Annotated in this window: 12 protein-coding genes; 4 read left to right on the top strand and 8 right to left on the bottom strand. The window is 71.8% G+C overall.

Annotation, left to right across the window (positions count from 1 at the left end; translation table 11 throughout):
- Positions 1–22: 22 nt before the first annotated feature.
- On the bottom strand, positions 23–715 hold the full coding sequence (locus ACRX5S_RS27655; RefSeq protein WP_436775832.1) for a hypothetical protein: 693 nt from the start codon (positions 713–715) through the stop codon (positions 23–25).
- 111 nt (positions 716–826) lie between these two features.
- Positions 827–1,822 (bottom strand): alpha/beta hydrolase, encoded by a 996-nt coding sequence (locus ACRX5S_RS27660; RefSeq protein ID WP_436775833.1) that lies wholly within the window; start codon positions 1,820–1,822, stop codon positions 827–829.
- 457 nt (positions 1,823–2,279) lie between these two features.
- Here ACRX5S_RS27660 and ACRX5S_RS27665 point away from each other — a divergent pair, with 457 nt between their 5' ends.
- Positions 2,280–2,954, top strand: a complete 675-nt coding sequence (locus ACRX5S_RS27665; protein ID WP_436775834.1) for a hypothetical protein — start codon at positions 2,280–2,282, stop codon at positions 2,952–2,954.
- Positions 2,955–3,173: 219 nt separating this feature from the next.
- Here ACRX5S_RS27665 and ACRX5S_RS27670 read toward each other — a convergent pair whose 3' ends face one another.
- From ACRX5S_RS27670 to ACRX5S_RS27680, 3 genes are all read right to left on the bottom strand, one after another.
- Positions 3,174–5,075, bottom strand: a complete 1,902-nt coding sequence (locus tag ACRX5S_RS27670) for a neocarzinostatin apoprotein domain-containing protein (RefSeq protein ID WP_436775835.1) — start codon at positions 5,073–5,075, stop codon at positions 3,174–3,176.
- A 306-nt stretch (positions 5,076–5,381) separates the two neighbouring features.
- Positions 5,382–6,125: a maleate cis-trans isomerase family protein gene (locus tag ACRX5S_RS27675; RefSeq protein WP_436775836.1), complete on the bottom strand. Its 744-nt coding sequence runs from the start codon at positions 6,123–6,125 to the stop codon at positions 5,382–5,384.
- Complete coding sequence (locus ACRX5S_RS27680) at positions 6,122–6,682, bottom strand: TetR/AcrR family transcriptional regulator C-terminal ligand-binding domain-containing protein (protein ID WP_436775837.1); 561 nt, start codon at positions 6,680–6,682, stop codon at positions 6,122–6,124. The genes ACRX5S_RS27675 and ACRX5S_RS27680 overlap by 4 nt, the downstream gene beginning before the upstream one ends.
- 81 nt (positions 6,683–6,763) lie before the next feature.
- On the opposite strand from ACRX5S_RS27680, the gene ACRX5S_RS27685 reads away from it, so the two are divergent.
- On the top strand, positions 6,764–7,657 hold the full coding sequence (locus ACRX5S_RS27685; protein WP_436775838.1) for a DUF4437 domain-containing protein: 894 nt from the start codon (positions 6,764–6,766) through the stop codon (positions 7,655–7,657).
- 90 nt (positions 7,658–7,747) lie between these two features.
- Here the strand turns inward: ACRX5S_RS27685 and ACRX5S_RS27690 are convergent, their stop codons facing one another.
- Genes ACRX5S_RS27690 through ACRX5S_RS27700 form a run of 3 tightly spaced genes read right to left on the bottom strand, consistent with a single transcriptional unit; the run spans position 7,748 to position 10,784 of the window.
- Complete coding sequence (locus ACRX5S_RS27690; protein WP_436775839.1) at positions 7,748–8,194, bottom strand: hypothetical protein; 447 nt, start codon at positions 8,192–8,194, stop codon at positions 7,748–7,750.
- 38 nt (positions 8,195–8,232) lie between these two features.
- A complete protein-coding gene (locus ACRX5S_RS27695) occupies positions 8,233–9,744 on the bottom strand; it encodes an aldehyde dehydrogenase family protein (RefSeq protein WP_436775840.1) in 1,512 nt (503 codons plus the stop codon).
- Complete coding sequence (locus ACRX5S_RS27700) at positions 9,744–10,784, bottom strand: nitrilase-related carbon-nitrogen hydrolase (RefSeq protein WP_436775841.1); 1,041 nt, start codon at positions 10,782–10,784, stop codon at positions 9,744–9,746. Before ACRX5S_RS27700 ends, ACRX5S_RS27695 begins: the two co-directional genes overlap by 1 nt.
- A gap of 332 nt (positions 10,785–11,116) precedes the next feature.
- Here ACRX5S_RS27700 and ACRX5S_RS27705 point away from each other — a divergent pair, with 332 nt between their 5' ends.
- The gene (locus ACRX5S_RS27705) at positions 11,117–12,016 is read left to right on the top strand and encodes an HpcH/HpaI aldolase/citrate lyase family protein (RefSeq protein WP_436775842.1); all 900 of its coding nucleotides are present in this window, start codon (positions 11,117–11,119) and stop codon (positions 12,014–12,016) included.
- Entirely contained in the window at positions 12,013–12,630 is a 618-nt protein-coding gene (locus ACRX5S_RS27710) for a hypothetical protein (protein ID WP_436775843.1), read from the top strand. The genes ACRX5S_RS27705 and ACRX5S_RS27710 overlap by 4 nt, the downstream gene beginning before the upstream one ends.
- The last annotated feature ends 6 nt before the right edge of the window (positions 12,631–12,636 follow it).

Here is a 12,636-nt window from a genome sequence, read left to right on the forward strand (position 1 = left end):
CGCCCTCATCGCGTGCGGCGGTTCACAGATCGGCGCCCGGTTTCAGTACACCGAGTGCGGCGGCTGCCAGGACGGAGCCCCAGATGCCGAACACGTACGGCAGGCAGCCGTCGACCGCCTTGCGCAACCGCCGCTCCACCTCGGGCGACGTGCCCTCGGCGGACAGTGTCGCGAATGCGGGACCGAATCCGCGCAAGGTGCGGCGGATGCCCAGCCCGCAGGCGATGGCAGCGGCGTACAGCATGACCTTCGCGCCCAGCCACCGCGGGTTCGTCGTGACCCCGAAGGGCTCGTCGGCGGCAAGGGTGTAGAGCCCGGCCCCGAACATGCCCACCGTCACGGCTACGCGGATGACCCGGTCGACGAGCGGCACGAACCGGTACCGTCCCGGATGGTGGTGGTCCTGGACCGTGGCCCACAGCCACAGTGCGGCGACGGTCCACGTGGCGGTGACGGTCCACCAGCGGAACACGGTGGCCCCGTGCGGCTCCAGCGCCATGAGGGTGACACCGCTCGGCAGGAACAGCACCAGGCAGACCCGGGGGCCGAGGTCGAGGCCGAGCATGATGCGCAGTGCGGTGGCCCGGGCCTCGACGCCCAGCTCCGGCTTGAGGATGTGGCGACTGGAGACGTAGACGCCGAGGTCGCCGCCGAGCCAGAAGACGAACAGCAGCAGATGGAGCAGGATCCACCAGCCGTGCGTGTGGGCGCCCATGATGTGGCGTGGCTCCTCGGGGTCGTGTCGTTCGGCAGGTGCTGTCGGGTGCCGCTGTCAGGGGCCGCTGTCAGGGGCCCCTGTCGGATAACGGCTGTCGGGTGCCGCCTGTCAGGTGCCGCTGAGGTACTGCACGACGCCCGACGCGCGCAGCGGCTCCAGATACGTGCCGCCGGGGCGGTAGGCGGGGGACGTCGTGCCCTGGACGAAGTCGGACGCCCAGTTCACGGCCAGGGTTTGGAGCACCGTGACGTTCGCCGGTTGCGGGGCGCCGTTCGGCAGCGTGCACAGGGCGTCGGTGCTGGCGCCTTCGGCGTCGCAGTGGCTGCCGCTGGTGAGGCGCACGCCGAGGAACGGCCGGTGCACGTCGGTGGTCAGTTCGACGGTTCCGGACGCGTTGCCGTTGGCGAGGTACGGCGGTGACGACACCGCGAGGATCGGCTTGTCGGTGGTGTTGAGGCCGTTCAGGGCGTTGGCCATGTTCAGCCCGATGAACGAGTTGACGGGGTCCAGCAGGACCAGTCCGCGCAGGCGCGCGAACGCCGACGGGTAGTTCGTGCGGAGCCGGTTGGCGGCGTACGAGACCGCCTCGGCGCCGGCGGAGTGGCCGACGAACACCAGGTTTTGCGGCAGTGCGAGCCCCGGCCTGCCGGCCTCGGCGCGCGCGTCGGCGAAGCTGCGGCCGAGTTTGTCCCCGGGGTCGGCGGACTTGCCGAACAGATCGGCGACGTTGTCGAGGAAGGCGGTGTTGTTGCCGAGGTTGGAAACGGTGCACCCGAACAGGTCGGCCGACGGCAGGGTCGGCGCGAAGACCACGAATCCCGCCTCGGCGTATCGCCGTGCGAGGTCGTCGAGTTGGTTGTTGCTGCGGCTGAACCCGTGCTGGAGCCAGACGGTGCCCTTGGGGGTGCCCGCCGGGAAGTACCAGTCGCTGCTGCGGTGGTAGATGAAGGCCGCGCAGCGTACTTCGACGGTGTTCTCGACCTTGGTGACAGTCGGCGCCGCCGACGCGGACGGTGCGGTGACGCCGAGTTGCAGCGCGATGCTCGCGCTGAGCGCGAGCGCGCCGCGGGCGATGAATCTGCGCGGTGTGGCGGTGACGTTCACGAGCGCTCCCTGGAGACAGGCGGCCGCCCGAGGCGGCCGTCGACGGACGAGCGTGACGCGAGTCATGTTTCGTTGTGCGTAACAGAGTATCCCTGTGGGAGTCGAATGGAAGACCCTGCGACACCTCGAATTTTTCGGAGGCCGGCAGGAACGTGCCCTCTCTCCAGCCTTGACGCGGGCACAGTCAGGCAGTTCACTGTGGCGACGGTTGAGGAAACATAGTTATCAAGAGGGAAACATTGAGGGAGCCGGTCCGCGAAGCCGACATCCACGGCGTCGCCGTGCCCGTCGTGTTCCGGCCCGTGGTCGTTGAACGTCCTTGGGGGCGGCCGGTTTTCCGCGTGCTCGGGTGGGGCCGCCCCGGCCTCCTCATCGCCCGACTCCTCGTGGCGTTCGTACGCCGCCTCGTTGCGAGCGCAGTCCGACCCGACCGCACCACCGAGATCAGGAGTAATCAATGAGAGCCACGCGTACCCTTGCCGCCTCCGTCCCGCTGGGCCTGGCCGCGGCCTTCGCCGCCCCGGGCGCCGCCCACGCGGTGGACGCCGGGGTCGAGTACACCTGCCAGGTGCCGGTCGCCGGTGCCACCAAAGCCGTGGTGGCGTTGTCCCTGACCGCATCACCGGCCAACCCCGGGGCGGGCGAGACCGTGACGTTCGCCTGGAAGGCCGAACCGGTCGCGCAACTTGCCGGGCCGGTCGCGTACGACGCGAACTCGATCCAGGTCAGCGCCGTTCTGGTCCTGTCCGGCGCGACCACGGCCACGGTCCAGTTGTCCGGTCCGCGGACGAACGCGGCGGTGCCCGCCGGATCCCCCCTGCCGCTCGGCGAGATGACCGGCACGGCGACCGTCGGGGCGGACGGACAGACCGTCGTCACGCCCGGGAAACTCGTCGTCGACGTGCAACGGCAGCCTCGCCCGATCAGCGTGGCGTGTGAGCCGGTCAACCCCGCCCCGCTGTTGACCCTGGAGTCCGCCGCCGACGGTGCCGAGGGCGCCGACGGTGCCGCCGGAGACGACGACTCCGACGGCACCGTGCTGCCGATCGCGCTGGGCGGCGGCGCCGTCGTCCTGGTCGCCGCCGGAGCAGGGGTGTGGATGATGCGTCGCCGGGCCGCCACACGGACCTGAACCCGCCGCGGGGGGGGGGGGTGGTGGGTGGCGCACACACNGCTGGGCGGCGGCGCCGTCGTCCTGGTCGCCGCCGGAGCAGGGGTGTGGATGATGCGTCGCCGGGCCGCCACACGGACCTGAACCCGCCGCGGGGTGGTGCGGTGCGCGGCGCCGCACCACCCCCGGACGCCGTGTGCGCATCGCCGTGCCCGCCGTGTCCGCCGGGCCGGCAGGTCGTCAGCCGTCCGCGTCCATCGCCGCGGCGCGTGTGGGCGGAACGCGTCGGTCCCACACGGCGGCGCCCAGACAGAGCCCGAGGAAGACCATCGTCCCGATCCATACGCCGGTGCTCGGACCCTCCGCGGAGCCGCCTGTCCCCGCGCCGGCCGGGTTGGTGCTCTGCGCTCGCGGCTGCTCGTCGCCGACGACCGTCCCGCCGACGAAACCGATGCGCACGTCGACGGTGTTCGCGTCGACGAGCGGCTGGGGATTGGTGCCGGGCAACGGACCGACCCCGATGACGCATTGCCGCGTCAGGCAGTCGACACCGTGGACCGACGTGACCATCGTGAGGACGACCTCGGGCAACCTGCCGTCCGCGTCGATGTTGACGAATGTGGCACCGGCCCCCAGATCGCAATGCTGGGGACCGGTGTAGCCCTCCGAGCACTGCCCGACCGCGACCGCGCGCAGGCCCGGCTGGAATCCCGTGCCGCTGACGGTGACCTTCTGCCCCGGCACCAGCCCGGTGGACGCCGTGACCTCGACGGCCGCCGTCTCCGCGGCGTGCGCCTGGTGGGCCGGGAAGCCGAACGCTCCCACGGCCGCCAGTGCCGCGAGACCCGCTGCGGATGCGGCCACCGCTGGCCGCGGACCGCGGAACCGCCGCGTGCGCGGGGGGCGGACGGCGGCGACGGCCAGGATGCCGACGGGCACGGCCAGCAACACGGAGGCGTCGTCCCGGGACAGGACGCGTCCCCATCCCCAGCGCCAGGCGACGGCGGCGAGCGCGCCGGCGAACACGGCCGACACGAGCACCGGGGCGCGGGACCCGCCGTCCGGACGGGGCAACGGAGTTCCGGCGGCGGCGAGACCTGCGCACGCGGCGGCAACTCCCAGGCCCGCCACGATGGTCCATCCGCCGGGCGCCGTGCAGACCAGGACCACGCCGGTTGCGGACGCGAGCAGGAGACAGGGGACAGACCTGCCGAGCGCGGGGCCTGTGGCCGCGGAGCGCCGCTTCCGCAAGGCTGCTTCCGCGACGCCGACGACCAGCGCCGCGGCACCGGCCCCGGCCGCAAGGCGGTACGCCGGTCCGGCGCCCAGCACCGTCCAGCGGAACAACAGCAAATCGAGGAACACCACCACGGCCCCGACAACCGCGAACGACGCCCCGGCGAGGACGATGGCCGCGCTGCCGTCCGGACGTTCGGCCCGGGCTCGTTCCGCCGGCGCGTGTTCGGCCCCGGCACGTTCGGCCGCGCCGACGCCGCTGCGCGCTCCGGCAGTCGGCCCGGCCGTCCGCGCCGGACGGTGCAGGACGAGAGGCAGATGGAGGGCCATGGCCAATGCGCCGCACAGCGCCAGGGCGTTGTCGGGGTGGAAGGCCAGTCGCCCGCACACCACTCCCGCGACGGCCACGCCGAACCACAGCGCCGCGACACCGGACGCGGTCGCCGCGCCGGAGCCGCGTGCCGTCCGTCGGCGAGCCCGCGCCGCGACACCGGCCGGTACGCCCGCCGCACAGGCCACCACACCCATCGCCACGCCGGACGGAACGAACGCGGCCGCCAGAATCAGGCCGCACGCCAGCGCGCCGGCGATGCCGTAGACCCGGTCCGCGGCGTGCCCGCGCGCGACCCAGCACCCCGAAGCCCAAGCCGCGGCCCAGGCCAGACACACTGTGGTCAGGAAGACATAGCGGACAGCCTTGCCCGGCATGCCGACGACGCCTCCCATCGCGTCCACCAACAGGACGCAGGCGCCCAGCAGCAGACCGGCTCCCACAGCCGCCGCGTCGCGGACCACCGCATCGAGTCGGGGCGGCCGGGTCGGCGTGAAAGGCGTCGCCGTACCCCGGGGGAACGGGTCGGTCGTCGTGGGGGCGGGGCTGGTGGGACTTCCGGCGGGATGATCCATGACGCCGACCGCCTTCCTCGGAGGCGGCGGGCCGGCGCCGACTCCACAGTCACATCAATTGTTCTCTAGTAGGAAACACAGTTCTACTATTGGATACATGTGGCAAGCAAGGACTCGTTGGCGGTTGCCGTCGGAGATGCCGGAACCGCGAAAGGCCGGTGTGGACCCAACGGGCGGGGCCCACAACGGCCTTCGTGTGGCGACGGGTCATCGGCGCGCCACGCGCCGGGGCACTCCCGCGTCGTTCCGTGCGCGGCGTCGTGGCCGCGTCTGCCGCCTGGGGGCGGCGGCGTGCCTTTTCGGCCCTCAGTACTCGCGCAAAAGCCTTCCCGCATCGGGTAGTTGGTCGTCGAACCCGTGCTCGCGCAGGGCGTGCCACAAGGTGGCGCTGTTGATGGCCACGACCGGCTTGTCGAGTTCGCGTTCCAGGGTCCCCGCCAGTTCGACGAAGGACAGGTTGGTCCCGACCTGCACGATGGCCTCGACGTCGGGGCCGTCGATCTCGGCGACGACCTCGCGCAGTCGCTCGTCGGGTACCCTCGCGATGTCCATTGCCGTGGGGCAGCGGAGCCCGGTGACGGCAGCGACGTCGAACCCCGCCTCGGCGAAGTAGCGCCCCACTTCGCGGTCGGCGATCGGCTGGTAGGGGGAGAAAACCGCGATCCGGCGGCATCCCAGCGTTTCGAGTGCCGCCTTGCACGAACTGGCGCCGGTGGTGACCGGCAGCCCGGTCCGGTTGCGCAGCCGCCGCTCGAAGGCCACGTTGCCCTCCACTCCGCCCCAGAACGTCTCGGCGGACATCCCCATGACCAGCCGCTCCGGTTCCGCGGTCAGGACGTCTCGGACGGCGGTGTCGATGGACGCCCTGATCTGGCCCAGCAGCGCCTCGAAGTCGGCGTCGTCGCGTATGCCGGGACTCGGGATGTACATCGAGCCGGTCCGGTACGCGATCCCCCGCACCCCCGCCTTCCAGTAGTCGTGCTCGACGACGGTGTTGGTGCTGGGCACGACGACGCCGAACACGGCGCGCGGGCCGACGGTGTTGGTCATGGGCGCGGGAGCCTTTCCAGGACTTCGTCGACCGCCTGGTGCGCACGGTCGCGGTTGGGGGGACGGTCGAGGAGCAGAGCGTCGACCAGTAGCGGGGCGGCCACCGCGGCCACCGCGTCGTCACGGTCGGCCCGGGGGAGGTCCGCGCCGGACAGCGCGGTGTGGAACGGCGCGAGGAGGTCCTCGACGTACCGGCGGCGCAGGTCCGCCGCGGACGGGTCGAGGGACGCCGCGGCGATGAGCGCGCGGAGGAACCCGCCGACCGGTTTGTCGCGCAGGCGGTCGCACAGCAGGTCGACTTCGCTGTGCAGGTCCGCGACGACGTCGCCGGTCGGGGCGTGGACGCGCAGCGGGGCGACGTCGATGAGTGCGGACAGCACGTCGCTCGGGGCCGGCCAGTGGCGGTAGATCGTCGAGCGCGACACCCCGGTGGCGGTGTGCAGGCGCTGCGGGGTCAGTGCGGCCGCGCCCTCGGTGAGCAACAGGTCGAGTGCGGCGGTCAGGACGACGGTCGCGGTGTCGGAGGCGGGCCCTGCCGGGCGTCCGGGTCTGGTCACGAGAGTTGACGATACATGTTGTCCTGGTAATTAATAACAGCTACATTCTGAATCGGAAACAATCATCCTCCAGGAGGCGCCATGCGTCCGCATGTAGAGCTCATCGACGAACGCGATCTCATCTGGCACACCGCGGAGTTCGCCCACGCGACCGGTACCGCGGAACAGCGCAACCTCAGTTACGACGAGGAGGACGGCTCGGCATCGCTCAAGGTGCGGTTCACCGGCGCGTGGTCCCGCCCGGCCGGGGTGCACCACGCCGAGACCGAGTGGTACGTGCTCTCCGGCCAGGTCGTCGTGGGCGAGACCGTGCTCGCGTCGGGGGGATTCTGGATGGCTCCCGCGGGGGTCCTCACCCCGCCGATCACGGTGGCCGAAGGCACCGAGATCCTCCTCTTCCGCGAGTACGGCGACTGGTCGTTCGACCTCGCCGACGCCGACCGGCCCGGCGTCCGGGAGGACCAGAGGTTCGTGGTCGTCGACAGCGCGGCGATGCCGTGGATCGACGTCAAGGACGGCAGCCCGATGCGCTTCGACCTGGGCGGCACCCCGGTGCCCGGGCTGTACATCAAGATGCTGCACCGCGACGAGAAGACCGGCTTCTACACGCGCCTGATCAAGGCCAAGCCCGGATGGCGCGAGGTGCCGCTCGCGCACCACCCGTGCAGTGAGGAGGCGTACTGCCTGGACGGGGCGTTCGACTACAACTTCGGCAAGATGTGGCCCGGCACCTACTTCTGGCGGCCCGCCCTCGTCCGGCACGGCGACTTCACCGCGGACGCCGAGCAGGGCTGCACGTGGATCGTGCGTTCGGACAGCGATCTGGTCGACTGGTACACGGACAACGCGCGCATAGTCATGGAGGGCGACGCGACCAACTGGGGCCCGGATTACGCGCACACGGTCGGCCCGCGCTTCGTCGAGCCGGTGCGCTCGCGCAGCATCGGCCCGTGGGAGGACCCCACCTACCAGTGACCGCGGGACGCGGCCGACAGGCCGACGGCGAGCCCGGGAACGGCTTTCGTTCCCGGGCCCGCCGCTGTTGCATGCCGCGACACGGCGTGATCAGTCGCGTTTGCGCGTCTCGTTGATCACGACCCGCCGGGTGCAGCGACCGTCCTGGATGAAGTGCCATGTACGGCAACGGGAGTTGCCGTCCTCGGACAGGTGGATCATCTCGTAGAGATAGCCGGACGGGTCGTTCTTGTACGTCCACGTGAGCACGGTGATCTTCGCGTCCACGTCCCAGGCGTATCCGGTCATGCGCTCGGTGTCGAACCAGATGCGCCCGTCCCGGTACGCGGCCGGGAACCGGAACTCCTCGTAGCGGCCGTCGTCCCAGCGGTAGCGGTTCGTCTGCACGTACGGATGCTCGCCGTCCGAGGGGAACGCGCACGACAGGTGGGCATGGTGCCGGTCGGTCACCGTGCCGTCCTCGTCAATGTAGGTGTACGTCCCTTCCCATTCCCCTTCGTGGCGGGCCAGCGTGGCCATCTCCTCGCGAATTCCCATGGTGCTGCGGTTCCTTCCGGCTCGTGTGCGGTGGTCGGTCAGATGCGGTGCCACCACGGGTCCGCGACGCGGCCGTGGTGGACCAGGAGGGACTGGCGGCGTACGAACCTCTCGATGGAAGCCGGGCCCATGCGTGAACCGCCGATGCCGGACTGTTTGAAGGCGTTCTTCTCGCCTTCGTGCATGACCGCGGTCAGGGCCGCGTCGTTGAGGCTCACGGCACCGGCGGACAGACGCGCCCCGATCGCGGCGGCCGCCTCGGGAGTCGCGTCGAACACCGCGGCGGACAGCCCGTACGGCGAGTCGTCGGCGAGGGCGACCGCCTCGTCGACGGTGGCGAACGGCATCACCGGCAGGATCGGTCCGAAGGTCTCCTCGGTCATCACGCGCATGCCGTGATGCACGCCGGTGAGGACGGTGGGGCGCAAGTAGGTTCCTCCGTCGATCCTTTCCAGCGTGCCGCCGGTGACCGCCGTGGCGCCCTGCCGGTAGGCGTCCGTCAAGTGCGCTTCCATGACCCGCACTTGGGCCGGATCGATGATCGGGCCCAGGCCGCCGTGCTCCGGGTGGGGGTGGGCGAGTCCGACGCGGGACGCCTTGTCGGCGAGCAGGTCCACGAACTCGCGGTGCCGGTCGGTGTGGACGTACACCCGCTCGATCGACAGGCACGACTGCCCGGCGTTCGCGGTACCGCCCCACAGGATGGCGGAGGACGCGTGGTCCAGGTCCGCGTCCCGGCCGACGATCGCCGGGTCCTTCCCGCCGAGTTCCAGGCAGACCGGGATCAGCCGTTCGGCTGCCGCGCGCGCCACCGCGCGCCCGGTCGGGACGCTGCCCGTGAAGGCCACGAGATCGACGCGGTCCACGACCGCGGCTCCCGTCCCGGCGCCGCCCTCGACGACGGCGAGCACCGCCGCGAGTTCCGGAACGTCGGCGAGCGCGGCGAGCAGCGGGGCGACGAAGCGCGGTGTCACCTCGCTGGGTTTCAGGACCACCGCGGATCCCGCGGCGACCGCGGGGATCGTGTCGATCAGGCCGAGGAGGAGCGGGAAGTTCCACGGGCTGATGACGCCGACGAGTTCGTACGGGCGGTATGCGGGCCGGATGCCGATCCAGGGGATCTCGGAGGCGCGTTCGGCGCCCACCGCGAGGAGCGTGGGCGCCTGGGCGGCCCAGCGCCGCAATGCCGCCACGGTGATGTCCAGTTCGAGGCGCGACTCCAGGAGTCGGCCGGTGTCCGCCAGCAGCGCCGCGACGACGGCGTCACCGTGGCGGTCCAGGGCGTCGGCGAAGTCCGTCAGCACCGTCGCCCGGTGGCCGGCTCCGGCGAGCTCCCACGCGCGTTGGGCGTTCCGCAGGTCCGCGCAGACGGCGTCGAGTCCCGCGGCCGTCGGAGCAGAGAGCACATGCGAGGGACGGCCGGTGCGGGGATCCGGCACCGGCACCGCCGGGTCCAAGGGGGCAGGGCACACCGACGGTGCGTCGGCCGGCAGATCGTTTGCGCCGGCGCGTACCGGCGGTGAGTCGGCGCGCGGATCGTGTGCGCGCATCAGCCGATCACCTCGGCGGACCGGAGTCGCGCCAACGCCTCGGCGTGCCGTTCGGCGAAGTAACTCCGCTCAGGTATACGGCCGTTCAAATCGTGGGTTCGTTCGACGTCGTGGCGGGCGTACTCCTCGGCCCACAGGCCGGTCTTGACGCGGGCGAGCAGGTTTCCCATGCCCGGCCGTGTCCTGTGGCGGCGCAGCGCGAGCAGGTCGATCTCGGCGTTGGCGACCATGGATTCGCCCGGGCCGGCCTCGGCGAGGACCTGGCCGGTGAAGCCGACGATCTTGGACAGGCCGTCGGTGGACGCGGACGGGACGCCCGCGCCGCTGTGGCCTCCCGTGTTCGCGGAGACCACGTACGCCATGTTCTCCACGGCGCGGGCGACCTTGGCGACGTCCTTCGGGGTCGCCCGCGGACTCCCGGCCTCGGCCGACGAGTGCACGAACACCTCGGCGCCGCGCAGCGCCAGCGCTCGGGCGAGTTCGGGGTAGAGGATCTCCTCGGACGCGATCGCGGCGAGGGCTCCGATGGGCGTCCTGGCGACCGGCAGCACGGCGTCCGCGCCGTGCACGTCCAGGTACTTCTCCCACACGTCGTACGGCGTCGGCGAGTACAGCGAATGCAGGCGCCGGTACCGCAGGACGCATTCCCCGCCCGGGCTGTGCACGGTGCTCGCCTGGAAGTACAGGCCGGGAAAGTGCGGGTCGGTCTCGTACGCGCTCACCGCCAGGTACACGCCGTGCGCGGCGGCCACGGCGGCCAGGGACTCGTACTCCGGCCCGTCCGGCGCCAGCGCGGCCTGGCGGGCCCACGCGTCGACCGGCTCGCCAGCCGGGAAGCCGGTGAGCACGTATTCCGGGAGCACGACCAGCCGGACATCGGGGCCCAGGAAGGCCAGGCTCGCGGCGATCTGGCGGTCGATGCGCGCGATCGCGGTACGGATCATCGCGCGCGCCTCGGCCTCGCCGTGGCCGTTGACCGCGTGGCAGTGCGACTGCAACGCCAATGCCCGATACGCGGGTTGGCTGCCGCTAGTGTTCATCGAATCTCCTCGTGAGCGCCGGAACGGCGTTTCGGCCAATGGAAAGCTAACACCGGCGATCACGGTCGGACAGGTGTCGGAAACGACAGGTTCGCGTATCCCCGCGTCGCACCCGGCCAAGCGGTCACGGCCACTCGCGGAGACTTTGATCGGAACGTCGATACGTAAGGGGAAACCTTGCTTGACCGTCGGAAATCCGCCGACCTAGGGTTGACAGGCCGTCCGCGGTGATCCACATCGCCGCCCTGCGCCCGTCGCGGCCGCGTGACCGCGTGCGCCGACGGTTCCCCTGGGCCGCGTCCCGCTCGCGTGCCCACCGTGTGGAGGCTTGCATGGTCGCAGACAGTCCGGCGTCGTCCGTCGCGAAGACCGCCGTCCCCCGCTCCTGGCTGTACGTGCCCGGAGACCGCCCCGCGATGCTGGACAAGGCCCTGTCCCGGGGTGCCGACGCGGTCATCGTGGACCTGGAGGACGCGGTGCCCGCCGCCGGCAAGGACGCCGCACGTGCGGCCGTCGCGGCCTGGCTGTCCGCGGTGGAGCCGCCCGGTGACATCCAGATCTGGGTGCGTGCCAACCCTGGCGTGCTCGGCCACGACGATGCCCGCGCCGTCGTGGCCCCGGCACTTCGGGGACTGTGTCTCGCCAAGTGCTCCGGCCCCGACGACGTCTTCGCCGTGGACGACGTCCTGGCCAGTGCCGAACGCGACGCGGGCCTGCCGCGCGGCCATGTGTCGTTGTCACCCATCCTGGAGGACGCGGCCGCGGTCCTCGCCGCACCGGGGATCGCCAAGGCACCGCGAGTGGTGCAGCTGCAACTCGGCGAGGCGGACCTGTGTGCGCAACTGGGCCTGGAGCCGGACGCCGACGGCCGCGAACTCGTCGGCGTACGCACGCAGATCCTGCTGGCCTCCGCGGCCGCGGGAATCCGCCCTCCGGTGGGCCCGGTGTGCACCGACTACCGTGACGAGGCCGCCCTGCGCCGATCCTCCGAGGCCCTGCGCCGCATGGGCTATCGGTCCCGCGCCTGCATCCACCCGAGCCAAATCGCCCCGGTACACGAGGCCTTCACACCGTCCGGGGCACGCATCGAGGCCGCGCGGCGCCTCGTGGAACGCTTCGACGCGGCGCTGGCCTCGGGCCGGGCGGTGGTGACCGACGACGACGGAACCATGGTCGACGAGGCCGTCGTACGCCGGGCCCGCGCACTCCTCGCCTCCGGCGGCACGTCGTGACCGCGCCGCCGATCGTGCTTTCGGACCCCCGCGGGGACGCGTTCCCGTACCTGATCCCCGGCTCCACGGCGCCGGTCGCCATGACCAGGCTGGCCCTCGATCCCGAAAGCGGGTCGTCGCTGTCCCTGGTGCGCTTCCCACCCGGCTGGCAGCGCCCCGAGCGCGGGCACTACGACGTGGGCGAGGAATTCCTCGTCGTCGACGGCGAACTCGCCGTGTCCGAAACGGTCTACGCACCCGGCGAACTGGCCTGGATCCCCGCGGGCACGCTGCGTTTCGCGTCGAGCACGCACGTCGAGGCGGTGGCGCTCGCGTGGTTCTCCGGTACTCCGCGGTGGACCGCCGACGACGGCGACCACGCGCGCGGCCCCAGTACCAGGGTCAACGTCCCTACGGTCGTGCTTCCGGACCACGGGCCGCTGGTCCTCCGGGGCGGACGGCCGGGCGAAGCGGAGGGCACGACTGCGTTGTTCGCCTGTGCCGCCGCCGTACCCGCATCGCTGCTGCGCGGCGGAACCACCCTCACCGACGTGACCACCTGGCGGTGGTGCCCGGCGGAGTCTCCCGACGCGCGCCCGGATTGGCCGGGCCGCGTGCTGGTCCGCGTGCGCTGACCCGCC

The sequence above is a fragment of the Yinghuangia sp. YIM S09857 genome, assembly GCF_051388915.1.
Classification (GTDB): Bacteria; Actinomycetota; Actinomycetes; order Streptomycetales; family Streptomycetaceae; genus Yinghuangia.